Origin of the sequence: Sediminibacterium sp. TEGAF015, assembly GCF_025997995.1 — a bacterium.
Lineage (GTDB): Bacteria > Bacteroidota > Bacteroidia > Chitinophagales > Chitinophagaceae > Sediminibacterium.
In genome coordinates this window covers 2,367,925-2,392,735 of sequence record NZ_AP026683.1, presented here as the reverse complement: position 1 = coordinate 2,392,735, position 24,811 = coordinate 2,367,925, and the positions used below count along the sequence as shown (strand labels likewise).

Genomic DNA, 24,811 nt, shown 5'->3' with positions numbered 1-24,811 from the left:
ACCAATAAAGACCGATATTTATATTGTTAACAGAATTGAAATGTCAAATATGAAACCATTGAAAACAGGATTGTTATTCCTAATCATAGTATTCACACAAGGATTAAGTTCGAATGCACAAAAACCCAACGGTCAGAAACTATTGATTGGAAGTTATACGAATGGCGTTGTTGCAGATGGTATTTATTATTATCAATTTAACTCAAATGGGTCAACGGATTTCATCAGTAAAACAGCGGCTGCCGACCCTTCTTTTTTAGCCCCCTCCTTAACTAAACCCTATTTATATGCAGTGAATGAATTGGGCAACGGCAATGGGGCTGTGTCTGCTTATCGCTTTGATAAAGTTTCGGGAAGTTTTCAATTGCTAAACACGGTTTTAAGTGGAGGCGATCACCCTTGTCATATTAGTATAGATGCACAAAATAGATTTGCATTTGTTTCCAATTATTCAGGAGGCAATTTCAGTGTGATGCGTATTGAAACTGACGGAAAGCTGAGCAATGCTATCCAAACCATTCAGCATACAGGGAGTAGTGTTAATAAAAGCAGACAAGACAAACCACATGTTCATTCTGCCTTTATTTCTCCGGATGAAAAATATGTATTGGTACAAGACTTAGGAACAGATTTAATTAGTGTATACAGTTTAAATCTGAGCAACACTAGGCCGGTTTCAGAAAAACCCATTTCAATATTTCAATGCAATCCGGGTGATGGCCCAAGACATATCAGTTTTCATCCCACCAAACCCATTGTATACGCGGTACAAGAGCTGACTGGCTCAGTTACCGTATTGAACTTTACAAAAGGGATACTTAAAAAAATGCAAGAGGTTAATATGTTTGCACAAGGAGTTGCTAAAAAATCAGGTGCAGCAGATATTCATGTATCCCCTGATGGAAAATTTTTATACGCATCCAACAGAGCAGATTTTAACGACCTTGCCATTTTTAAAATAGCAAAGAATGGATGGTTGCAATGGGTGGGATCGGAACCGACACTTGGATTAGCCCCCCGCAATTTTGCAATAGACCCAACAGGACAATTTCTATTAGCCGCTAATCAAAACAGTAACGAGGTTGTTGTATTTAAAAGAAATTTACAAACAGGGAAACTGATCGACACAGGAAAGCGTATTGCTGTATCTAAACCTGTATGTCTGAAGTTTATCGATTAATCCTCGCCGGTCTTTTTATTATTATTGGGGGCTGCTTTATATTTTTGTATAGGTCTGTTTTGATTTCCCCTATTTGGGTTGTTACGGTTGGGATTTCCTCCAGTTTGACTTTGTCTGGGTTTATTGGTTGGACGATTTCCATTTCCTCTTTTAGATTCGAACCTGGCTTTAGGGGTATAGGCTGGAGCTGGTCCAAAGTTTTCAGGTACTGGCAATTTATCTACTGCCTTCCCCAGTAATTCCTCTATCTGTAAAAACTTTTTTTGTTCTGCTTCGCTAATAAACGTAATAGCTGTTCCTGAAGTGGCTGCACGTGCAGTTCTTCCAATACGATGTATATAATCTTCCCCATCATTGGGAACATCATAGTTAATTACCAATTCAATTTCTTCAATATCGATTCCACGACTCAATATATCCGTAGCCACGAGAATCTTTAATTTCCTGTTTCTGAAATCTTGCAATACTTGCTCTCTTTTATCTTGTAACAAATCAGAATGAATTTCTTCCACAGATAATTTAGCACGTTTTAATTCAGAAGCCAATTGCTTTACATTTTGTTTTTTAGAACAGAATATAATGACGCGTGTGTAGGTCTGGTTGCTTAACACATACTTAATCAATGGAATCTTTTGTGGCTCATATACCACATATGCCTGTTGCAATATTTGCTCAGGCGGCTTGGATACAGCAATATTTATTTCAGCCGGATTGTTCAATAATTTTCTGGCCAATTCTCTCATTTTCTGAGGCATGGTTGCAGAAAATAAAAGGCTCTGTCTTTTCTTGGGCAAAAAGGAAATGATTTTCATTAAATCATCATGAAAGCCCATGTCGAGCATTCTGTCTGCCTCATCCAGCACCAAATATTGTACTTCTTGCATTTTTACATAGCCCATATTTAAATGAGCAATCATCCTGCCAGGTGTACAAACCACCATATCCACTCCGGTACTTAATGCCTTCTTTTCCGTTGTAAAGGAACTCCCATCTCCACCTCCATAAACAGCAATACAACTCACATCAGTAAAATATCCCAAGCCTTCCATCGTCTCAGAAATCTGAATAGCTAGTTCGCGTGTAGGTACAATAATTAATGCATTAATATGATGAGCCGAATGAGGCTGCGTAAGCATCTTATGAATAATCGGCAATAAAAAAGCTGCAGTTTTACCCGTTCCTGTTTGTGCAGATGCAATGATGTCTCTTCCTTCAAGAATTGGTTGAATTACCTGCGCCTGAACGGGTGTGGCTGTTTCATAGCCCATGGCATCAATCCCCTCTAGCAGTTTTTCAGCTAAGCCGAGTTCTCTAAAATTCAAAATGATATATAATTAATGATCAATTAAGCTCCGAGTTTTTTAATCTCTTCGTGTAAAACGTCTTTGGCTAACTCGAAATACTTTTTAAACAATTGTAACGAAGGAGCTATGGTTTCCAGCTTCTCCTGCTTCTTGGCATTTACTTCCATTGTATTAGCCAAAGTATGCATGTCCGGAACCCTCACAACAGATAAGGAGGATTTAGCGTAGTGAGCAGACTTGTAAAAATTTTCCCAATCCTGAGCAGCCAGATCATCTTCCATTTTCTGAATACTTTCGGGCATACTTTCCAAAAACATATTGATGATGGTAGTCTTGTATTCATTATCTCCCTCCGCCAATTCATTTAGCATATCTAAATCAACGGCTACTGTAGATACAGTTTCTGGTGCTTTTACCCCAAAATTGGTACTGTTGGGTTTTACCGGAGGGGGTGCATTGAATATTTCATCCAAAGTTTTATACAAGGCTTCCAGTCCAAAAGGCTTTGCCAGACAGGCATTCATCCCCATACGGGTGAACTTGTCTCCTTCGGCGCGACTGCTCCAGCCCGTCATAGCAATAATCGGAATCTCTTTGTTAATTTCAGCCCTGATAATTTGAGTGGCTTCAAATCCATCCATCTCAGGCATATTAATGTCCATCAAAATCAGGTCATAAGGATGTTGCTTCAGCATTTCAATAGCTTCCGCACCGTTACCTGCAATATCAAAACTGGCTCCAGTAACATTCAAGGAGTGTGTGATCAACTTCTGATTCACAAAGTCGTCTTCTGCTATTAAAATCCTTTTTCCCTTTAAAAAATCCGTGTTCATCCAATTCGTTTTACGTGCTACGAGCCATAAATATAAATTTTATATGGCGTTTATCATTAAAATTGTCAAAATACCCTGCATTATAACCCCATTTGACTAATTTTTAACCAATCGGATGCATTCATTTTGATTATTTTTGCTCCCTTGCAAGGGGAATAAACTTGCAATCAACCAAAATGAAAAGATTATTTCTATTAATTACCACATTTGTAGCACTGGGAGCTACTGCTCAAACTACTGAAACAAAAAAGAAAGACTGGAGTAAAATTGATTTAAGTGGCCGTTCCAAAGACCACTTTATGATACAATATGGAGCAGACAGTTGGACCAACAGACCTGATAGTGTAAGAACCGGAAATGGCTTCAGCAGACATTTTAATTTCTATGTTATGTTTGATAAGCCATTTAAAAACAATAAGAAATTCAGTCTGGCTTATGGTGTTGGTATCGGCTCCAGCAACATTTTCTTCGATAACGTAAATGTAAATATTAAATCAACTTCCTTGCGCTTGCCTTTTACCAAAGCAGATAGCATTAACCACTTTGATAAATTCAAAGTAACCAATATCTACTTGGATATTCCTGTTGAATTGCGCTATTATACCAATCCAGAAAATCCAGCTAAGTCTTGGAAGTTCGCCATTGGCGCCAAAATCGGTACGCTTTTAAGAGCTCATACCAAAGGCAAGAACCTGGTGGATAAAAACAACCAGACCGTATATGGTAATAGTTTTATTCAAAAGGAAGTAACAAAAAAATACTTCAATGGTACAGCATTGGCTATAACAGGTCGTGTAGGTTATGGTATTATTGGCCTTCAAGGAAGTTATCAGTTTAGCTCTGTGTTAAAAGATGGTGCAGGTCCTTCCATGAACAGATTTACATTAGGTATCTCAATTAGCGGATTATAATTCAAACCATTGATAGAGAAAAAACAACTGATTTCCGTTGAGGAGAAAGCCGTTTTGGTGGGGGTGATTTTAAAAGACCAAACTACCGAACAGGCCGAAGAATATCTTGATGAACTGGCATTTTTATCGGAAACAGCAGGTGCGAAAACCGTTAAACGTTTTACCCAGAAACTGGCACACCCAGACAGCAGAACCTTTGTAGGTAAAGGAAAGCTGGAAGAAATTAAGGATTACCTAAATGGTAAAAATATTACCCTGGTCATTTTCGATGATGAATTAACAGGCTCCCAAATTTCCAATATTGAAAAAGAACTCAATGTTAAAACCATTGACCGAAGCGATTTAATCCTAGATATTTTTGCACGTAGAGCAAGAACAGCACAGGCAAAAGTGCAGGTAGAACTGGCACAATACCAGTATTTACTACCTAGGTTAAAAGGGATGTGGAAACACTTGGAAAGACAAGGGGGTGGTATTGGAACACGTGGACCTGGTGAAACTGAAATTGAAACAGACCGTCGTATTGTAAAAGATAAGATAGCCTTACTGCGCAAGCGTTTGAGCGAAATTGACAAGCAATCTTTTACCCAGCGAAAAGAAAGAGGTGAATTTATCAGAGTGGCATTAGTAGGCTACACCAATGTGGGCAAGAGTACGCTGATGACTGTATTAAGCAAGAGTGAAGTATTCGCAGAAAATAAATTATTTGCCACACTAGATACCACTACCCGTAAAGTGGTTTTTGAAAACACACCATTCTTGTTGAGTGATACAGTAGGATTTATCAGAAAACTTCCGCACCACTTGGTTGAGAGTTTCAAAAGTACTTTGGATGAAGTAAGAGAAGCAGATATCTTATTACATGTAGTAGATATTTCTCATCCGCAGTACGAAGACCAGATTGGCGTAGTAAATAAAACGCTGCAGGAATTAAAGGCTTTTGAAAAACCCATGTTGACCATATTTAATAAAATGGATCTATATGTTCAGAAGAACTTTGATGAGTGGCTGGAAGATTCTGTGAAAGAAGAAATCTTAAGGGACCTAAAAGACAAGTGGGATTTAGCCACTAATGGCAACTGTGTATTTGTTTCAGCTACAGAAAGGCAAAACTTGGATGCATTAAGAGATATTATTCTTGAAAAAGTGCGCGAATTATATGCTATTCGTTATCCTTACAAAACCATGCTATACTAATTGGAAGAAAGCAATTATAGTTGGATTAAAATCGCCGATTCAGCGAACGAACTCCTCTGGCAGAGCAACCAAATGTGCATTATAGAGGCTGATGGAAAAAAATTGACATTAGCCTTAAAGGATAACCAGATTTTTGCCTTTGCACATAAATGCCCTCATGCCAGTGGTATTATGGCAGATGGATTCATAGACCCTGCTGGAAATGTGGTTTGCCCTTTACACCGTTACCGGTTTTCTTTACAAAATGGCCGCAATACAAGTGGAGAAGGGTACTTTTTAAAAACTTACCCTGTAAAACAAAGCCCGGAAGGCATTTTTATTGGCTTTAAAAAAGGCTTTTTTGCGAATTTTTAATGGAATTTTTTTGTAAGAATAGATAATCCCCTATTTTTGCAACCCCGAAAGGGGAAATTCCTCCTTAGCTCAGTTGGTTAGAGCATCTGACTGTTAATCAGAGGGTCTCAGGTTCAAGTCCTGAAGGGGGAGCCAAACAAGATAAGAGGTCATTATTGACCTCTTTTTCTTTTTTACCTTTTACCAAAGTCTTTCTGGCATATATACTTATTACTCCCTTAATTTTAAATGAACTAATACTTGTTCTATGATTGAAATGACAAGGGTATCAAGCCCAAGTGATATAATTGGCATAAGGGATTTACAGGCATTAAATTTAAAGCAGAATATAACTGCCGAAGAAGCCATTGATCAGGGTTTTCTTACTGCAGCCTTTACAATTGAATATTTGCAGGAGATGAATGTAGCTTCGCCTTCCATCATTGCAAAGGTTGGAGACAAAGTTGTGGGTTATGCGTTGGTAGCTACAAAAGAAATTAGAAATGGGCACGACCTTATCGAAGGTCTTTTTGACGCAATTGATAAATCAGCATACAAAGGGAAATTATTAAAGGATGTTAACTATGTAGTTGTTGGGCAGTTGTGTGTAGCAAAAGAATACCGTGGACAAGACCTGGTTCAAAAGCTATACGGACATTTCAAAGATTGTCTTTCAAAAGAATATACTTACCTCATTACGGATATAGCGCAAGCAAATACTCGTTCTCTAAAAGCGCATAAGAAAAGAGGATTCCAAATTATCAATGAATTGGTGTATGGTGAGGTTAAATGGGATATTGTTTTGTGGGATTGGAATTTAACAGATTAGGGTGTATCTTAAGAAGATATTATTTACCCAACAATAATTATGACTAGACATATTATTTCAGTAATCTTCATGATTGGGATACTGTCCCTAATTGTTGTTGATTCAAAAGCACAGAAGTCAGATACAATGTATAGAATTGCAAAAATTAAAGTAGATAGCAGTCAGTTAGAAAAATATAAATCTGCATTGCTTGAGCAGATGAATGCTGCTATAGAACTAGAGCAAGGTGTATTGTCTTACACAGCAGTATCTGATAAAAAGGATCCAACCTTAATTACCATTTTCGAAGTCTATGCAAGTCAGGAAGCCTATCAATCCCATATTCTGGCCCCTCATTTTAAAAAATACAAAGAAACAGTGAAGGATATGGTTTTGTCTTTAGAGTTAATTGATTCAGATTTAATAGCAAGAGCTAAAAAAAAGGACTATTAATTAACGGCTTCACTTACTAAAGTATATTTGAATGAATACATAATGGTATCTTGTAGAGATGAAAAAACTAGTCCTATTTTTTCTATGTACGCATTTCTATTTTTACGCATTTACTCAAAGTAATGAGGAGAAAAAAGCTGTAGTAAAAGAAACTGCACTATACAAAAAAGTTTTTACTTTAGATAGTGCATTGTTTGCTGCTTATAACTCAAAAAATCTGGCAGTAATGAAAACCTTTTTTACCAAAGACCTGGAGTGGTACCAAGACAATGGAGGTCTAATTGGTTTTGATCAGGTATTTATGAATTTTCAATCGATTTTTAATCGCGACTACACCCTCACAAGAAGTCTAATTAAAGAGACACTTGAAGTCCATCCGATTGAAGGCTATGGTGCCATTGAAGTAGGAAGTCATCAATTCAAGCACATAGAAAACGGGAAGTTAGAAACTGGCACTTTTAAGTTTTTGATGATTTGGAAAAACGAAAATGGAAACTGGAAAATTTCCCGTGTAATTAGCTATGATCATTAGATGAATACCAATGAAAATCAATTTACTCTTTTCACTTAGCTCTATATTGTTATTTGTTTTTGCTTGTAAACAAGAAAATAAGAATTACACTAGTTGGGAAGTTTACGGAGGCAGTAAAGAAAATATTCATTATTCTTCACTTACTTATATAGATACGAATAATATACAGCAACTAAAAAAGGCTTGGGAGTACTCCACGGGTGATGCTGAAAAGTTCACACAAATACAGGTGAATCCAATCATCATTAATAACACGCTATATGGTGTTTCGCCTAAATTGAAACTTTTTGCTGTGGAGGCCCAAACAGGAAAGTCAATTTGGATATTTGATCCCTATAAAGTCATAGACAATGAGGTAAAAGGAGTTGGCTATTTTTCAATGAATGTCTGTAGGGGTTTAACTTATTTTGAAGACAAAGATTCAAAGCGACTGTTTTATGCAGCTGGAGCTAATTTATTTTGTGTGGATGCAACCAACGGGAAATTGATAGAATCCTTTGGCTACAAAGGAAGGATTGATTTGCACAATGACTTAGGTAGGGATGTAGCTAACCTTTATATAGCCATGACGAGTCCGGGTATCATATATAAAGACTTAATCATTATTGGTTCAAGAGTAAATGAAGAAGCTGCTGCAGCACCAGGGTATATCAGGGCTTATGATGTTCATACAGGAAAACTCCGATGGAAATTTCACACTATCCCTCAACCAGGAGAAGACGGTTATGAAAGTTGGGAAGATAAAAATGCATGGAAAAATATAGGAGGAGCCAATGCTTGGGCAGGTTTTAGTTTAGACGAAAAAACAGGAACGCTATTTGCCCCTCTCGGTTCCGCTTCTTATGATTTTTATGGCGGCAAAAGATTGGGTGATAACTTATTTGCTAATAGCATTCTGGCTTTAGACGCATTTACTGGTAAAAGAAAATGGCATTTTCAGACAGTACACCATGATGTGTGGGACCGGGATTTACCAACGGCTCCGGCATTAATTACCCTTCATAAAAATGGAAAGTCTATTGAAGCATTGGCACAACCTACCAAAACAGGATTCATTTTTTTACTAGATAGAAAAACAGGTAAACCTTTATATCCAATTGAAGAAAGAATAGTCCCGAACCAAACAGCTTTGACTGGTGAAAAATTAGCCAATACCCAACCTTATCCAACCTTTATAGAACCATTTGTTAGACAAGCCTTCACTGAAAAAGATATTAATCCATTTATATCAAAAGAAGAACAAAAGGAAATCAAAGAAAAGCTGGCACAACATAATAACCAACATTTATTTGCACCACCTTCTAAAGCAGGCACTGTTATCTTCCCTGGATTTGATGGAGGAGCCGAATGGGGAGGGGTAGCCTATGATCCTTCTTCGCAAGTTTTATATGTAAATGCCAATGAAATGCCCTGGATATTGACAATGGTCAACAAAGAAAAAACTGTTCACAAAAAGGAAACTAAAATGGAAGCAGGTCAAAGATTATATAAAACAAACTGCATGACCTGCCATGGTGATAATTTAAAGGGTAGCGGTAATAATCCCTCCTTACAAAATCTTTCAAATAAATACAATGAAACTAGCTTTTTAGAACTCCTGAAAAATGGAAGAAGAATGATGCCCGCTTTTGGTCAGTTACAGCAAGAAGAAAAGGAAGCACTGGCAAGTTTTATTCTTGGATTAAAAAATAGAACATCAGCATATTCAAAATCCAGCATTGAAGAAAACCCCTATTGGGATATTCCATTTACTAGCACAGGGTATCATAAGTTTTTAACCAAAGAAGGCTACCCAGCTATTACCACTCCTTGGGGCAGCATCAATGCGATTGACTTATCAACTGGGAAAATAATTTGGAAAAAACCTTTAGGAGAAACTCCTGAACTTTTAGCAAAAGGAATCCATACCGGAACTGAAAATTATGGAGGACCAGTAGTAACTGCGGGTGGACTCCTTTTTGTTGCAGCCAGTAAAGACGGTATGTTTAGAGCTTACAACAAAAGAACCGGCGCTTTATTGTGGGAATACAAATTGCCCTATCCTGGATTTGCCACACCAGCAACATATGCCATTGACGGTAAACAATATATTGTAATTGCTTGCGGTGGAGGTAAATTAGGTACCCCTTCCGGAGACAAATACATTTCGTTCACAATAGATTAAATCTTGTAAAGAAGGGAACCCTTACACAAATAACATCAGCGCAGATCCAAAAAATATATTGAGATAAAACAAGGGATGACTGGTATTGGCTTTGTGAAAATTGTTCATCTTGCTGATGATATAAGGCAATTCTTTTACCGTAAAACTGGCTTTACCCAAGGCTTCTTCCTCCAAGTAAGGCGCCACTCGTAGTATTTACGATATGCGTAAAGAAAGAGGATTTTGAAAAACAAATAAACCTATCATACACTCATTTAAATCCATTTCAATTGATATTAACTCCTGTTCTTGAACATAGGGCAAAAATTCCAAAACGAAAGAACTTGCATTAATCCGATGTGGAGTTGCCAATAGAATAGTTGCTCCGTTTTTTAGATAAGCATGTAAGAGTAGCTTCAAAGAAGCAAAATCATTTTGGTCGTAATTAACGTCACTCAGCAATACTACTTCTGCTTGAATTGGCGTGTCATAATCATTCCAATTAAAAGACTTCACTTGGGTGTTGGATAATTGTAATGCAGCAATATTATATCGCATTAGGTCTAAAGCTTCTTCAGCATAATCAGTAATTGTAACCGATGAAGCCCGGTTTGCTGCAAAAAAAGAGGGAAGTCCAATACCCGCCCCCAACTCTACAACTGATTTATGCTGGATGTAGTGTGCATGATTTTGTAAAAACTTGAGCATTGCGAATGAAGAAGACCAACACTTAGCCCAAAAAGGAAAATCGATAGCTGGATTCTGCGCTTTCTGTTCTTCAAAAACGGATTGTATTTTCTGAGGATCAGGAATATACAAGTTCAAGTCCGAAGCAAAGGACTGTAGAATAATTGGATAATTCATAGTTTACTGCAACACAATATTTTCGTACAACACATTGGTCACTCTACGCAAAACTTTATTAAATCCTTTTTCATATGATGGATCACAGCCGTTACTGATTACTACTATGCCAAATTTTTCTTTGGGTTCAAAAAACATAATGCTATATAAACCATAAGCAGATCCTGTATGTCCAATTAGGGTTTTTCCTTCTATCAGATTTGCGGACTTTGATAATGCCAAACCATATTGTTCATTTTCAGAATACATGGTCTGCATTTTTCGGACACTCTTTTTAGCAATTACTCTTTTTCCATTGTATTTGCCGTTGTTGGCATGTACCATCATGTATTTTGCTAAATCAGGAGCTGATATTTTCATTCCTCCTGTTGGAGAAAAAATCGGAGTTGAATATCCAAGTGTATAGGTTTCAAGTTCCTTTTTACGGGATGCATAAGCGCCTGGAGAAAATATAAACTTTGCTGAGTCCCTGTTGTATTCGTAAATCTGTGCAAACAACTGATTATCCAATTCATCTACATTATAGCCCCCTAATAAATTAAGCGGTTTCAGAATATTTTGCTGAATGTATTGATCAAATCTTATACCCGAAATTCGCTCCAGGATTGCACCTGCCATATTATAATTCAAATTGCAATATTGGTATCCTGAATCGGGAGCATAAGCATTGTAACATTTTTTCCAATTAGCATTCTTTGCAGGGTTGATGGCATCCAGACTAAAATAACCCTGACTATCATTGATAGAAGAGCGATGTGACAATACCATTCTTAAAGTGATGGGCTGTTCAGGAAAAGATGGATTACGTACAATAAAGCCAACCAACGGACTGATATCGTCATCCAAAGAAAGCTTTCTTTTTTCTATCAGCTGCATAATTGCTGTTGCAGTAAAAGACTTGGAAATCGAAGCAATTCTAAATAAATGATTAGTAGCCAGGGGCTCCTTTGTTTGTTCATTTTTATACCCATATGCATTGGTAAAAACAATTTGATTTTTTTTTACCACAGCTACGGATAAGCCCATAACCGGCATTTCCTTCATTATGGCTAAAATAGAAGAGTCTGCTTTTGAGTATTGTGCACTTAATAAATTAAAGTGACTCAAAAGCAGACCCAAACTAATTAATAGATATCTGACTTTTTGCATCTTTACCGCTTTGGGGTGATAGGATGCATAAATTTAAGGATTGGTAGACCAAATTGAACTGTCTTTCACAAAAACCCTTCTGTTTAATTTTAATTGTGCAATAATTAATTCTGCAAAATCTTCCGGATGCATTAATCGCTCTTCATTATTGTTAATCAGATTGGCTGAATGAGCCAGCTCTGTAACTACAGTACTGGGAGCCATTGCTGTTACCCTGATATTATATTTACGAACCTCTTGCATTAAAGACTCTGTTAATCCCATTACACCAAACTTAGAAGCGCTGTAAGCGCTGGTGGTTGCAGCTCCTCTTAAACCAGCTGTAGAAGAAATATTTACAATATCCCCGGTCAGCCTTTTCATCATTTGTGGCAATACAGCCCTGGTTGTATAGTAAACACCGAAGAGATTCACTTTTACCTGCTGCTCCCATACTTCTGGACTAAGATCCAGAAACTTTCCGAATGTTCCAGTTCCAGCATTATTAATAAGAATATCAATAGGGCCTAGTGCAGCTTCTATTTTTTCAACTGCCCAGTTTACTGCATTAATATTACTTATATCTGCTGGAGCAATGATTGATTTAACTCCCAAGGCATTTACTTCAGCTGCTACTTCTTGCAAGTCATTTTCTGATCTTGCCAATAGTCCAACATTCACGCCTTCTTTTGCCAAAGCAATCGCAATGGCTTTTCCAATTCCCTTTCCGGCACCGGTTACCAATGCCACTTTATTTTGTAATGATTCCATTCTAATTTTTTAAGCGGTTAAAAAAGGATAATCGGTATACCCCTTCTCACCAGGTGTATAAAAAGTTTGATTATCTACTTCGTTTAATGCAGCATCTGTTTCAAATCTTTTTACTAAATCAGGATTAGCTATAAATGGCACACCAAATGCCACTAAATCGGCATCGCCGGCTTCCAATACGGCCGTTGCAGTTTCTTTATTAAATCCTCTGTTGATGATTAAAGTACCTTTGTAAAGTGGTCTGAAATGCTTTGCCACTTCCGTCACCGCAAAAGGCAAATGATCTACTGGCACAAAAGGCTCTGTTAAGTGTAAGTAAGCCAGACCATAGTCATTTAAACGTTTTACAATGTATTCATGCGTTGGAATAGTGCTTTCATCCATTGCAATACCAAACAGTCCATTTAGACATGGACTTAAACGAAGACCTACTTTCTTATAATCAATTACTTCTTTGAATGCATCCAGAATCTCAAAAAGGATTCTTGCTCTGTTTTCATCAGATCCTCCATACTCATCCGTTCTTTGATTGGAGGTTGCATTAAAAAACTGTTGCAGTAGATACCCATTAGCTCCGTGAATTTCAACTCCATCAAAACCTGCCTTAACAGCATTTGCTGCTGCGTTCTTAAAGTCCTGAACAGTTTGTTTGATATCAGCAATTGTCATTTCACGTGGAGTTACTGTATCAGTGAACCCATTTTTCGTGTATGATTTTTCGTTTGGATTCAAGGCTGATGGTGCCAGTGGCAAAGCTCCATTATGAAAATCAGGATGAGACATTCTTCCAACATGCCATAACTGTACATAAATTTTTCCTCCCTTTTCATGAACAGCTTTGGTTACCAGTTTCCAGCCCTCTACTTGTTCATCACTGTAAATACCAGGCACATTAATATATCCCACACCCCATGTACTAACAGGCGCGCCTTCTGTAATAATTAAACCAGCTGTTGCTCTTTGAGCATAATACTCAGCCATCAATGCATTAGGAACGGCACCAGCATTATCCGCTCTACTTCTGGTCATAGGTGCCATAACCATTTTGTTTTTCAAGTTTACATCTGCCAACTGATAAGGCGTAAACAAAACATTAGTACTCATATGTATATTGATTAAATTAATGACTTTTTAAAAATGGGTTTCAGCCCTGACAGATGGATAATTTCTCCGGTAACAGACAATGCCATTTCATCTTTTCCTTCTACAATTGCAGCTGTATTGCCCCAGTCTACCAATATGAATTTAGCATAAGGTAATTTATGCTGTAAGTGCAGCATTGGGTTATTTTCAGGTCTAATTTGTATGACTATTTTACAGGTTGTGAATTCATTGATTCTTTCAGCAATCTGTTGTTGCTCTTCTTCCTTTTCAACTGCAATAATTACAATATCTGCTTCCCACGAGGCCTCTTTACTACATTCAAGAATAGTAATGTTAGCAGCAGGGTGTTTTGATTGAATAGCTTTCTGCGATTGGAGCAGTACTTCTTTGTTAGCATCCATTATTAAAACAGGATACTGTTTAGATATACATTCGGCAATTTGCTTTCCCGCAGCTGAATTTGCTCCCAGAATGGCTACAATATTGTTGTACTGCATCTATTTATGTTGAGATGCAAAATTAGGATGGATTTATTCGAACACAATTGAGATACAACAAGAAATCAACTTGATCTATATCAATTAAACCTTCGGCTACCTGGTAATTTTTCGTTTAATTCGGCTAAGTGTCTCAGGTGTTATTCCTAAATAAGAAGCAACAAGGTTTTGTGGAATTTTTTGAACCAGCTGTGGGTTATTTGCGAGAAGATGTAAATATTTCTCTTCAGCTGAATAGGCAAGCGATTGAATTAATCTTCTTTCTTTTGAAATAATATTATTTTGAAATAAAATTCTGAAATACCTCTCCATCACAGGAACTTTTAAAAGCATTTCTTCAAATCCCTGCAAACTAATCAGCAGTAATTCTGACTCTTCTAAAGCATCTATGAAATAAGTGGATGGTTCAGCCGAAAGAAAACTGAGAATATCGGCCATCCACCATCCCTCCCAAGCAAAATGAATCATATGTTCAGTACCCTTTTCGTCTACACTATACGACCTCAAAAGTCCTTTTTCTACAAATGCCAGATGCTTACACAAGTCTCCCTCTTGCAACAAGTATTGCTTTTTTCTTATCTTTTTAGGGGAGAAAAAGGTTTTAACAAGGTTTTGATCCTGTTCGGAAATCAAGACTTTATCTTTAACCTGTAAAAAAAATACTTCGAACATTAGGTCAAAGCTACACTAATAAGAGTCACAAAATAAAAAGGAACATATGAAAAAAGTACTTGTATGCCTTATTGGTTCCATTGTTTTCAACCTAAGCCCTGCTTTATCACAAAACTGGAGCCCGGAAGAACAGTTGGAGCTATTTGGATATTGTGAGAAATCATTTCTGATGAAGGAGTTGGGTATATCAGAAGAAACTGCCAACAAAGTTGGACAAATCAATTATTGGGCAACTTTACAGAAACTTAAAATTGAAGCCAATACCAATGACACATTTGCAACGGTTAATGAGGTTAATCAGGAAGTGCTAAAAAAATACAAAGCGATATCCATCATTGGTGATAAAGCCAAGTCAATCCTGAACAGAACTTATGCCAGTGGATGTGCCATTACCCAACTAAGCCCTAATAGTGCATACGATACATTGTCAAAAGCACAACTGATAACAGGGTATAAATCAAAATACAGGAAAAAACTAATTGATCAACTGGGCATCAATGGAAGACAGGCTGACATGATTATTGATGCAGAAGCCCGGAAACAAAAAGAAAGCTTATTGATAGCACAGATACCGGTTACCGATTTTAACCGTATTAGAAAGACAGTAGCACTCAATATTGAGTATGCCAGAAAAATAATTTTGGCAGATATCAGTGAAACACAAAAAGAACAAGCCATTCAGTTTTTTATTCAGAATCAACTATGAGCATTTACACGTTAAGAAAAATAGAGCCTTCTGATATTCATGAACTTCAGAATATAAGCAGAACTACATTCAGAGAAACTTTCGAAGCACATAATTCTGCAGAGGACCTGAATAAATATCTTCATGAGCAGCTTTCATTAGATAAGTTATCCGGAGAAATACAGAACCCTGATTCAGCATTTTATTTTGCTGAAATTAACAATCAGGCTGTTGGATATCTTAAACTAAATTGGGGTTTGGCACAAACCGAACAAATTGACGCATCAGCTTTTGAAATTGAAAGAATCTATGTGCTGAATAGCTATCTTGGAAAGGGATTGGGAGCTTTTTTAATGGATGCCGCATTGGAAATTGCCTACAAGATGAATCCTGTTTTTATCTGGCTGGGGGTTTGGGAGAAAAATGAAAGAGCAATTCACTTTTATGAAAAATATGGATTCAAGGTTTTTGGCAGTCATCAGTTTACGTTAGGTGAAGACATACAAACGGACTTATTAATGAAACTTGAAAATAAACGATATCTATGAAAACATGCTATCTGCTACTATTTATCTTCTTAATTGGTTTTGATGCACAGGCTCAGCAACCCCTTAAGGGTTCATACAGAAGCAAAGAAAGTGCTGAGATAATATATAGTTTAATCGACGGTTATTTTGTAGAAACCAAATTCAATGTAAACACCAAAGCATTTGACTATACCTGGGGCGGACCATTTACCAAAGAGGGTAATAAATTAATCGTATTGACTCATTTCGATTCAAGAGATAAATCAGTTGTTGGCAAAAGCAGGGAAATATCATTCAACATTAAAAATTTGGATTTAATTGATAAAGGAGAGAATGCGCTAGCAGGCAACTGGCGAATAAGCGGAAGAAAGACAGGAGATCAAATCACCGATAATCCATTGAGAGCCAGACGCACTTACAAATTATTAACCGGCACCCGTTTTCAGTGGTTTGCTATCAATATTGAAACCGGGGAATTCTCCGGAACTGGAGGTGGCACTTATCAGTTTATCAATGGCAAGTATACTGAGCATATTGAGTTCTTCAGCAGGGATAGCAGCAGAGTTGGTGCTTCCCTTCAGTTTTCAGCTAAAATAGAAGAAGGCAAATGGCATCATAGTGGCTTCAGCTCTAAAGGCGAAGCTATTTATGAAATCTGGAGTCGTGATTAATGGTTGCCTTGATAGGGACCAGTTTGATGATGCCCAACCAATGAAATAATTTGATGATGGGATAACAAGGGTCAACCTCCCACCATTTATTGGCAAAATTGGGTCTTGCTCCTGCATGATGATGATTATTTTGGAACAATTCACCCATCATCAGAAAGTCAATAATTAATGTGTTTTTGGAATGATCTTTTTCATCAGGATAATTCCTGTAGCCATATTTGTGACCAGCCCAGTTTACAACCGCACCTTGAATTGGGCCAATTAAAAAGTGAATTGGCAAGAACAGATACATCCACCATTCTGTTGCAAAGAAATAATAAAAAACCACATAGCCTATTGCAAAGAAAATTCTAGTAAACCAACTATCAGCTATTTTATCAATGATTGGATAGACTGGAAAATTTTTATCAAATTTTTTCTCAATGGGCATCGTCCCTTTTAATACTCCGTGGTATACTTTTTTGGTATGCCACATCATAGAGAATACCTCTTTAAAAAAATGTGGGGTATGCGGATCTTTTTCTGTATCGCTATACGCATGATGCATTCTGTGTAAAATAGCATAAGCTCTGGCATTCAAATAAGATGTGCCTTGCGTAACCCAAGTATACACGTACCAGAATGCTTCCCAAAACTTGTTCATAGTAAACATTTTGTGAGCCGCGTATCGGTGTAAATAAAAAGTTTGTCCGAAAAGAGATAAATACCAGTGAAGTACTAGAAAAACAATAATGGCAACCATAGAATGGAAAGGATTTCAATTAGGTTGCAAATATTGCGCATTTAGAGATATAAAAATTAGCTGTTGACTTTTTTGCAGATCCATATTGTCTGCAATTACACACCAGAGTATCAAAGCATAAAAAAAAATATATCTAACCGACAAATTTTTCCCACTGTTTGGAATTGGGGTTGTACTGTTTTAAAATCCGAGCAGGATTTCCACCGACAATTGAATAGGGTGGTACATTTTTTGTAACGACAGATCCTGCCGCAACTATAGAATGTTTTCCTACAGTAACACCTGCAACCACAACGGCATTTGCTCCAATCCAGCAGTCTGCTTCAATCACAATCGGGGCTGTTGTTTCCTTTTGATTTTTAATTGGGATATCAGGATCGGCATACCCATGATTCAGTCCAGACAAAACAATATTCTGAGCCATAATGGTGTTGGCCCCGATTGTTACAGGACCAATAATGGTGTTACTGAGTCCAACATGAACATCTTCTTCTATATATACATCGCCCACCATATTGTTAACACAACAAAAATCTTCTATAACAGCTTTTTTACCCAAGGAAAACATCTTCCATGGGGCCAAATCTAATCTGGCATTTCCCCTGATGACTGATTTTCTAGACACTTTGTGAACGAAAGGATTCATAAAAATCCTAACCCAAAGTCTACAGCCAGGGCTATTTGCAGGGACCATCATCCAGTATACCCACTTCTTTAAATTAGGATTTGATTTAATGCGTTCAATAAAGCTCATGCTATAAAAATATCATCTGTTCTGGTTTATGCCAATTTTATTTGTTGAAGCCACAGACAAAGTGGGATGTTTTTACTATTTACCGATTTAACACCGTAATAACTACCATTTATAAATGCAAACATTAAAAAAACATTAAAACGGTATATTTGTAGCTTATTTAATTCAAAATAATCCATGAAAATCAATTTTTCAGCCCTTTTTAAAGGTTTTTCGCCTTTATGTCTCTTAACCATAGTTGTATTGGTAGGATGTGAAACCAAGGAAAAAGCAGGTACGGCAGAGCTTATACCCAGCTTTCCAGTTGTAGAAGTAGTTCAAAAAGATACCGTATTACAAACCGACTATGTTGCAGATATTCAGGCTGTAAAAAATGTGGAAGTGAGAGCAAGGGTGCAAGGTTTCCTTGAAAAAATATTTGTAGATGAGGGTCAGGAGGTAAAAAAAGGACAACCCATGTTCCAAATAAATGACCTTGAATATAAAACCGAATTAGCCAAAGCTAAAGCTGCGGTTTCCAATGCAATGGCCGAAGCAAAAGCAGCCGAACTAGAATTAGGCAGAACAAAAATTCTGGTGGAGAAAAATGTGATCTCAAAAACAGAATATGAATTAGCTGCTTCAAAAGTAGCAGCTTCTAAAGCAAAGATTGAGGAAGCACTTTCTTCACAAACCAGTGCAGAAACCAAGCTCTCTTATACATTTATCAAAGCTCCCTTTGATGGTATCATCGATAGAATTCCTTTGAAAATGGGTAGCTTAATTGATCCAGGTGCATTACTAACGACTATTTCAGACATTCACAATGTTTACGCCTATTTTAATATTTCAGAAAATGAATACTTGAGATTCAAAAACAATACTTCAAAAAGTGTTCATGAAAACAAACCAGTAAATCTAGTATTAGCGGATGGAACACCTTATCCCTTCACAGGTAAAATAGAAACAAGTGACGGTGAATTCAATGAAAATACAGGTGCCATTGCCTTCCGTGCAAGATTTCCTAATCCAAGTAAACTATTAAAACATGGTGCTTCGGGGAAGGCAAGATTAACAACAGAGGTTGATAATGCCATTATTATTCCACAAAAAGCAACGTTTGAAATTCAAGACAAAACCTTTGTATTTGTTGTAAATAAAGACAATACAATTCAAATGCGGGCTTTTAAACCTGGAAGAAGAGTTGCCCAATATTATATTGTTGAAGCAGGATTGAAACCTGGAGAGAATATTGTTTACGAAGGCGTTCAAAGCATTAGACAGGGTGCAAAAATAAAACCTGTAAAAATGAATTTAGACAGCTTAATGCAAACGGCTTTAACTATCAACTAAGCAAATCATGTTAGAGACATTCATCAAAAGGCCGGTTCTTTCACTGGTCATATCCATCATTATTACATTACTGGGAGTATTGTCATTATTTACATTACCTATTACACAGTTCCCAGATATTGTTCCCCCCTCTGTAACTGTAACAGCGAAATATACGGGTGCCAACGCAGAAGTATGTGCGAAAGCCGTTGCAACGCCATTGGAAAGAGCCATCAATGGAGTACCCGGAATGACTTATATGTCATCCGTTTCCAGCAACAACGGTATTACGCTAATAACAGTAGCTTTTAAAGTGGGGATCGATCCTGACGTTGCAGCTGTTAGTGTTCAAAATAGGGTTAGTACCGTTTTAGATGAACTTCCAGAAGAAGTAATTAAAGCAGGTGTTACTACAGAGAAAGATGTAAACAGTATGTTGCTTTATCTGAATGTTATGAGTGAGGATACAGCAGCGGATGAACAATTCATTTACAACTTTGCAGATATTAATATTCTACAGGAATTAAAACGTATTGATGGAGTTGGGTTTGCTGAAATCATGGGACAAAAAGAATACTCTATGCGTGTTTGGTTAAAGCCAGATCGTATGTTGGCCTATAATGTCTCTGCACAAGATGTCATAAATGCATTAAGAAACCAGAACGTAGAAGCTGCTCCTGGTAAAACGGGTGAGAGCTCAGGTAAAAACCCACAAAGCTTACAGTATATTTTACGCTATACTGGTAAATTTTTTGAGCCGAATCAATATAAAAATGTAGTGGTAAAAGCAGAGAATAATGGCTCCATATTATACCTGAAAGACATTGCCGACATTGAGTTTGGTGCAATGACCTATAGTATGATTTCTAAAACGGATGGAAAGCCGTCTGCCTCTATCATGCTAAAACAAAGACCGGGCTCTAATGCAAAAGATGTTATTACAAAAGTAAAAGCTAGGATGGCAGAATTGAAAGAAAGCTCTTTCCCTCCCGGAATGAAATACAATTTTGCCTATGATGTATCCCGATTTTTGGATGCTTCTATTCGAGAGGTTGTAAAAACATTGATAGAAGCATTTATCCTCGTTTTCATCATTGTATTTATTTTCTTACAAGATTTTAGATCTACTTTAATACCTGCATTAGCCGTTCCAGTAGCATTGATTGGAACGCTAGCATTCATGCAAGTCATGGGCTTCTCCATTAACCTACTAACCTTATTTGCATTGGTGTTGGCCATTGGTATTGTGGTAGACAATGCCATTGTAGTAGTGGAAGCAGTACACGTTAAGATGGAAGAGCAACATTTGAATGCCATGGATGCAACATTGGCTGCTATTAAAGAAATTGCCAGTGCTGTTGTCGCAATTACTTTAGTGATGTCTGCGGTATTTATTCCCGTAGCTTTTCTCTCAGGACCAGCGGGTGTATTTTACAGACAGTTTTCATTAACATTGGCGGTATCAATTGTAATATCAGGTATCAATGCCCTTACCCTAACGCCAGCACTTTGCGCTTTACTCATTAAAAACACCCATGGACAACCAAAGAGAAAAAATCTATTAGGCAGATTTTTTTCCTCCTTCAATAAGGGGTATGCTTCTACAGAAAATAAATACATGAATTTGGTTTCGTGGATCAGTGCCAGAAAAATAATAACCATTTCACTACTCGCTTTATTTTTTATTGGTACTGCAGGAATCAATCGTATTCTTCCAGGTGGATTTATTCCAACAGAAGACCAGGGGATAATTTATGTAAACGTTTCAGCACCTGCAGGTGCAACGGTTGAAAGAACGGAAAATGTTCTAGTGCAACTTGAAAAAGTAATCAAAGAAATCCCTTCCGTTGAAAATATTACAACCCTTAGTGGCTATAGCTTAATTACCGAAGCTGCAGGTGCGTCTTACGGAATGATGATGATTAACCTGAAGCCCTGGAAAGAAAGAGATTTAACGGTTGCGGAACTCATTCCCGTTTTAAGAGATAAGACTAGCAAAATTAAAGATGCAAATATTGAATTCATGCCTCCACCTACCGTTCCTGGTTTTGGAAATACCAGTGGCTTTGAATTAAGAGTGATTGATAAAACAGGCACAGGGGATTTACAGCAAACTGCAACTGTAACCAATCAATTGATTGAAGACATTAAGGCAGCAGGAGTTGTGGGAGCAGCTTATACTGGTTTTGATCCAAGTTTTCCTCAGTACATGATTCATATAGACTATGATATGGCTGCCAAAAAAGGAGTATCTGTAGATAATGCAATGAGCGACTTACAAACATTAATAGGTAGTTACTATGCAACCAATTTTATTCGTTTTGGGCAAATGTATAAAGTGATGGTACAAGCCTACCCCAACTATAGAGCCAAGCCAAATGACCTGATGAATATGTACGTCAAAAATGACAGAGGTGAAATGGTATCATATGGGACATTCATCAAATTAGAGCGAGTATATGGACCAGAACAGCTAACTCGCTATAATATGTATACCTCCGCAATGGTAAACGGGGATGCAGGTGCTGGATTCAGTAGTGGGGAGGCAATTGCTTCTGTTGAAAAAGTTGCGAAAGAAAAATTGCCAAGAGGATATAGTTACGAATGGTCTGGCATTACAAGAGATCAAGTGGCTTCCAGCGGCCAGGCAGCTTCTATTTTTATAGTTTGTTTATTATTTGTTTACCTAATTCTAGCCGCGCAGTACGAAAGTTTCTTAATGCCATTTGCAGTAATTCTTTCTTTACCAACTGGAATTTTTGGAGCATTCCTCGCTTTAAAAGCACTAGGATTAGAAAACAATATTTATGCTCAAGTAGCCCTGGTTATGTTGATTGGATTATTGGGGAAAAATGCCATTCTGATTGTAGAGTTTGCCATGCTCAGAAGAACACAGGGCTTCAGTATTCTCGAGGCTGCCAAAGAAGGTGCCGTGTCTCGTTTGAGGCCTATTCTGATGACTTCTTTTGCATTTATTGCAGGATTGATTCCGCTGGTGATTGCAACTGGTGCTGGTGCCATCGGAAACCGATCCATTGGTACAGCTTCTGCAGGAGGCATGTTATTCGGAACCATATTCGGAGTAATTATTATTCCTGGACTCTATGTGATTTTTGCAGAACTCTCGGAAAAATTTTCCAATAAAAAATCATCGGTAGCCATCGTACCTGAGATTGATCATCCTGAACAATTATCTGACAGATAGAAATTATTTTATGAAGCAACATTTTCAATATTTACTATATACAGGAATAACAATCATAGCTATTTCCTGTGCCATGCCCAAGCCCGTTTCCATTAATAAAGCAGAGATTCTGCCTGCAGCTTTTCTGCAATCAACTGATAGTGTAAATATTGCGTCTCTTCCTAAAAAAATATTTTTTCCTGATCCGGCTTTACAGGAATTAATTGATACTGCTATTGCCAATAATGCAGATATCAGAATTGCTGTACAAAGAATTGCTGCATCAAAAGCTGGTGTAGGCATAGCGCAGGGTTTAACCAAACCCGGATTGGATGCAATCGTGTCAACTGGGGTAGACAAATTTGGAGATTATACCATGAATGGCCTGGGTAATTATGATATGAACCTTTCTCCCAATATCCGGAAAGACCAACAGATACCTTTGAATATGCCTGACTTGTTTGTAGGTTTCAGAAGTAGCTGGGAAGCAGATGTCTGGGGGAAATTATCAAACCGGAAAAAAGCAGCACTGAACCGATACCTTGCAACTGAACAAGCAAGAAAATGGGTTACTACTCAACTGGTTTCTCAGGTTGCAGAACTGTATTACGAACTTTTAGCCTTGGATAAGGAATTAGAAATATTACAACGAAATATTAAACTTCAGGAAAATGGAGTGGAAATTGTAAAAATTCAAAAAGTTGGGGGAAGGGCAACAGAGCTCGCAGTTCAGCAATTTACGGCACAGTTACTGGGAACCAAGAGTATGCTGAATGTGATGAAACAACGGATTACTGCTACTGAAAATCTATTAAGTGCCATTTCCGGCAAATACGATTTCAAAATCAAAAGAGGGGCTGGCATCACCGATTTAAAACTACCTGGAGAAATGCAAATTGGCATACCTGCTCAATTATTAGCCAACAGACCAGATATTAAAGAAGCTGAATTACTATTGGAAGCTGCTGGAGCTGAAGTTGAAGCCAGCAGAAAAGCATTTTTGCCCTCACTGAATATAAGCGCATATACTGCATTAAACAGCTTCAAAACATCTGTACTTTTTAGCCCTCAGTCTTTAACCTATGGATTATTGGGTGGTCTTGTTACTCCTGTTCTAAGCAAAAACATGTTAAAGGGAAATTATCAATTGGCCAGTGCTGCTCAGCAGGAAGCATTTGAATTGTACAGAAAGCAAATTGTCTATGCCTACCATGAAGTGCAAACCAATCTTAGTGGAATAGACCAGTACAATAAAATTTATGACCTTAAAGTTCAAGAAACAAAGAGTTTACAGGCAGCTGTTGCATCTTCCAATGACCTCTATATGGGTGGAGCAGCTACTTATCTGGAAGTAGTGACTGCACAAAGAGGTGTTCTGGAAGCCGAACTGGATCAAATCAATTCCAAGAAAACTGTTTTTGTTTACCTGATTAACTTATATAGGTCATTGGGGGGTGGTTGGAATTAAAATCAGGCTTGTTGGTAAAGTCCGTTTTGAATGGCGTAGGTAACAATACCTGCGCTGCACTTGGCGCCCAGTTTCCCCATAATCCTGATTCTGTGTCCTTCAACGGTCCTTTTACTCAAGTGTAGTTCACCGGCAATTTCCTTACTGGTTTTTTCATTGCAGATACGCTCAATAATTTGTAATTCCCGTTCTGTAAAATTCGCCGATACCTTAGTAGGTAATTGATAATTATTGGCAACGATATAACTTAAACACTCTGCACTTATTTTACAGAAGTAATGTTTGTGCGCATAACAGGTTTGAATCGACTCCATGATTTCCGTTTCCCTGGCTTGTTTGGAAACAAATCCCATAGTGCCAGCTTCCAATAACTGAAACATTAATTGATGCGTTATCTGATAGGATAGAAAAATAACAGCTGTGTCGGGGGAATGGCTCAATATATGCTTGGTTACTTCCGGAGAGTCCGATTCTAAATCGATTAATACTACATCTGGCCGGGCTTCAACTATATCATTCACCCAGTTCTCTTTAAACTCGTTGTTGCCAACCAATTTAATTGTAGGAAAAGCCTGGAGTACTGTTTTTAAACCAAGCTTGTACATCATTTGATTATCGGCGATAAATACGGTAATCGTTGTTTGCATAAAATTAGTTTTTAGTGAAAAAGGATGTCTAAATTCTATCACTTAACAGGCAATTACAATAGTATTATTACGATTATTTAGCGTTTTTTCAC

The 24,811-nt window shown here is 37.5% G+C and carries 26 protein-coding genes and 1 tRNA gene; 15 read left to right on the top strand and 12 right to left on the bottom strand.

Annotated elements, in window-relative coordinates; translation table 11 throughout:
- Window positions 1-49: 49 nt before the first annotated feature.
- Entirely contained in the window at window positions 50-1,180 is a 1,131-nt protein-coding gene (locus TEGAF0_RS10745) for a lactonase family protein (RefSeq protein WP_264898185.1), read from the top strand.
- On the opposite strand, the gene TEGAF0_RS10740 is transcribed toward TEGAF0_RS10745, so the two are convergent.
- Window positions 1,177-2,502, bottom strand: a complete 1,326-nt coding sequence (locus tag TEGAF0_RS10740; RefSeq protein WP_264898183.1) for a DEAD/DEAH box helicase — start codon at window positions 2,500-2,502, stop codon at window positions 1,177-1,179. The genes TEGAF0_RS10745 and TEGAF0_RS10740 overlap by 4 nt on opposite strands.
- A 23-nt stretch (window positions 2,503-2,525) precedes the next feature.
- A complete protein-coding gene (locus TEGAF0_RS10735; RefSeq protein WP_264898181.1) occupies window positions 2,526-3,317 on the bottom strand; it encodes a response regulator in 792 nt (263 codons plus the stop codon).
- Window positions 3,318-3,493: 176 nt separating this feature from the next.
- Here TEGAF0_RS10735 and TEGAF0_RS10730 point away from each other — a divergent pair, with 176 nt between their 5' ends.
- The 8 genes from TEGAF0_RS10730 (at window position 3,494) to TEGAF0_RS10695 (ending at window position 9,715) form a co-directional block, all read left to right on the top strand.
- Window positions 3,494-4,228: a PorT family protein gene (locus tag TEGAF0_RS10730; RefSeq protein WP_264898180.1), complete on the top strand. Its 735-nt coding sequence runs from the start codon at window positions 3,494-3,496 to the stop codon at window positions 4,226-4,228.
- A 9-nt stretch (window positions 4,229-4,237) separates the two neighbouring features.
- On the top strand, window positions 4,238-5,425 hold the full coding sequence (gene hflX, locus TEGAF0_RS10725; protein ID WP_264898179.1) for a GTPase HflX: 1,188 nt from the start codon (window positions 4,238-4,240) through the stop codon (window positions 5,423-5,425).
- Complete coding sequence (locus TEGAF0_RS10720) at window positions 5,426-5,779, top strand: Rieske (2Fe-2S) protein (RefSeq protein WP_264898178.1); 354 nt, start codon at window positions 5,426-5,428, stop codon at window positions 5,777-5,779.
- A 58-nt stretch (window positions 5,780-5,837) separates the two neighbouring features.
- A tRNA-Asn gene (locus TEGAF0_RS10715) sits at window positions 5,838-5,914 on the top strand.
- Window positions 5,915-6,026: 112 nt separating this feature from the next.
- Window positions 6,027-6,587 carry a GNAT family N-acetyltransferase gene (locus tag TEGAF0_RS10710; protein ID WP_264898176.1) on the top strand — a complete coding sequence of 187 codons (561 nt, stop codon included), beginning with the start codon at window positions 6,027-6,029 and terminating at the stop codon, window positions 6,585-6,587.
- A gap of 39 nt (window positions 6,588-6,626) precedes the next feature.
- Entirely contained in the window at window positions 6,627-7,019 is a 393-nt protein-coding gene (locus tag TEGAF0_RS10705) for a putative quinol monooxygenase (protein ID WP_264898175.1), read from the top strand.
- Window positions 7,020-7,077: 58 nt separating this feature from the next.
- A complete protein-coding gene (locus TEGAF0_RS10700) occupies window positions 7,078-7,551 on the top strand; it encodes a nuclear transport factor 2 family protein (RefSeq protein WP_264898174.1) in 474 nt (157 codons plus the stop codon).
- A 10-nt stretch (window positions 7,552-7,561) separates the two neighbouring features.
- Window positions 7,562-9,715, top strand: coding sequence for a pyrroloquinoline quinone-dependent dehydrogenase (locus TEGAF0_RS10695; RefSeq protein WP_264898173.1), 2,154 nt, complete (start codon window positions 7,562-7,564; stop codon window positions 9,713-9,715).
- A 21-nt stretch (window positions 9,716-9,736) separates the two neighbouring features.
- Here TEGAF0_RS10695 and TEGAF0_RS10690 read toward each other — a convergent pair whose 3' ends face one another.
- The 7 genes from TEGAF0_RS10690 to TEGAF0_RS10660 form a co-directional block, all read right to left on the bottom strand.
- Window positions 9,737-9,901, bottom strand: a complete 165-nt coding sequence (locus TEGAF0_RS10690) for a hypothetical protein (RefSeq protein WP_264898172.1) — start codon at window positions 9,899-9,901, stop codon at window positions 9,737-9,739.
- A gap of 9 nt (window positions 9,902-9,910) precedes the next feature.
- Window positions 9,911-10,558 (bottom strand): methyltransferase, encoded by a 648-nt coding sequence (locus TEGAF0_RS10685; protein WP_264898171.1) that lies wholly within the window; start codon window positions 10,556-10,558, stop codon window positions 9,911-9,913.
- Between the two features lie 3 nt (window positions 10,559-10,561).
- Window positions 10,562-11,707, bottom strand: a complete 1,146-nt coding sequence (locus tag TEGAF0_RS10680; protein WP_264898170.1) for a serine hydrolase domain-containing protein — start codon at window positions 11,705-11,707, stop codon at window positions 10,562-10,564.
- Between the two features lie 33 nt (window positions 11,708-11,740).
- Window positions 11,741-12,457, bottom strand: a complete 717-nt coding sequence (locus TEGAF0_RS10675) for a 3-ketoacyl-ACP reductase (protein WP_264898169.1) — start codon at window positions 12,455-12,457, stop codon at window positions 11,741-11,743.
- A gap of 9 nt (window positions 12,458-12,466) precedes the next feature.
- Window positions 12,467-13,561: an alkene reductase gene (locus TEGAF0_RS10670; protein WP_264898168.1), complete on the bottom strand. Its 1,095-nt coding sequence runs from the start codon at window positions 13,559-13,561 to the stop codon at window positions 12,467-12,469.
- Between the two features lie 11 nt (window positions 13,562-13,572).
- Window positions 13,573-14,058, bottom strand: a complete 486-nt coding sequence (locus TEGAF0_RS10665; RefSeq protein ID WP_264898167.1) for a hypothetical protein — start codon at window positions 14,056-14,058, stop codon at window positions 13,573-13,575.
- Window positions 14,059-14,154: 96 nt separating this feature from the next.
- Window positions 14,155-14,730, bottom strand: a complete 576-nt coding sequence (locus TEGAF0_RS10660; RefSeq protein ID WP_264898166.1) for a Crp/Fnr family transcriptional regulator — start codon at window positions 14,728-14,730, stop codon at window positions 14,155-14,157.
- A 46-nt stretch (window positions 14,731-14,776) separates the two neighbouring features.
- Here TEGAF0_RS10660 and TEGAF0_RS10655 point away from each other — a divergent pair, with 46 nt between their 5' ends.
- From TEGAF0_RS10655 to TEGAF0_RS10645, 3 genes are read left to right on the top strand one after another with little or no spacing between them, the layout of a single operon-like run.
- On the top strand, window positions 14,777-15,436 hold the full coding sequence (locus tag TEGAF0_RS10655; RefSeq protein ID WP_264898165.1) for a hypothetical protein: 660 nt from the start codon (window positions 14,777-14,779) through the stop codon (window positions 15,434-15,436).
- On the top strand, window positions 15,433-15,963 hold the full coding sequence (locus TEGAF0_RS10650; protein ID WP_264898164.1) for a GNAT family N-acetyltransferase: 531 nt from the start codon (window positions 15,433-15,435) through the stop codon (window positions 15,961-15,963). Before TEGAF0_RS10655 ends, TEGAF0_RS10650 begins: the two co-directional genes overlap by 4 nt.
- Window positions 15,960-16,613, top strand: coding sequence for a hypothetical protein (locus TEGAF0_RS10645; RefSeq protein WP_264898163.1), 654 nt, complete (start codon window positions 15,960-15,962; stop codon window positions 16,611-16,613). The genes TEGAF0_RS10650 and TEGAF0_RS10645 overlap by 4 nt, the downstream gene beginning before the upstream one ends.
- Here the strand turns inward: TEGAF0_RS10645 and TEGAF0_RS10640 are convergent.
- Both TEGAF0_RS10640 and TEGAF0_RS10635 read right to left on the bottom strand, forming a co-directional pair.
- Entirely contained in the window at window positions 16,585-17,355 is a 771-nt protein-coding gene (locus tag TEGAF0_RS10640) for an acyl-CoA desaturase (RefSeq protein WP_264898162.1), read from the bottom strand. The two genes, TEGAF0_RS10645 and TEGAF0_RS10640, sit on opposite strands and share 29 nt — an antisense overlap.
- A gap of 133 nt (window positions 17,356-17,488) precedes the next feature.
- A complete protein-coding gene (locus TEGAF0_RS10635; protein WP_264898161.1) occupies window positions 17,489-18,109 on the bottom strand; it encodes an acyltransferase in 621 nt (206 codons plus the stop codon).
- Between the two features lie 177 nt (window positions 18,110-18,286).
- Here TEGAF0_RS10635 and TEGAF0_RS10630 point away from each other — a divergent pair, with 177 nt between their 5' ends.
- Genes TEGAF0_RS10630 through TEGAF0_RS10620 form a run of 3 tightly spaced genes read left to right on the top strand, consistent with a single transcriptional unit; the run spans window position 18,287 to window position 24,072 of the window.
- Entirely contained in the window at window positions 18,287-19,441 is a 1,155-nt protein-coding gene (locus TEGAF0_RS10630) for an efflux RND transporter periplasmic adaptor subunit (RefSeq protein WP_264898160.1), read from the top strand.
- Window positions 19,442-19,448: 7 nt separating this feature from the next.
- On the top strand, window positions 19,449-22,625 hold the full coding sequence (locus TEGAF0_RS10625; RefSeq protein ID WP_264898159.1) for an efflux RND transporter permease subunit: 3,177 nt from the start codon (window positions 19,449-19,451) through the stop codon (window positions 22,623-22,625).
- A 10-nt stretch (window positions 22,626-22,635) separates the two neighbouring features.
- Complete coding sequence (locus TEGAF0_RS10620; protein ID WP_264898158.1) at window positions 22,636-24,072, top strand: TolC family protein; 1,437 nt, start codon at window positions 22,636-22,638, stop codon at window positions 24,070-24,072.
- Between the two features lie 2 nt (window positions 24,073-24,074).
- Here TEGAF0_RS10620 and TEGAF0_RS10615 read toward each other — a convergent pair whose 3' ends face one another.
- Complete coding sequence (locus TEGAF0_RS10615) at window positions 24,075-24,719, bottom strand: response regulator transcription factor (protein ID WP_264898157.1); 645 nt, start codon at window positions 24,717-24,719, stop codon at window positions 24,075-24,077.
- Window positions 24,720-24,811 lie beyond the last annotated feature (92 nt).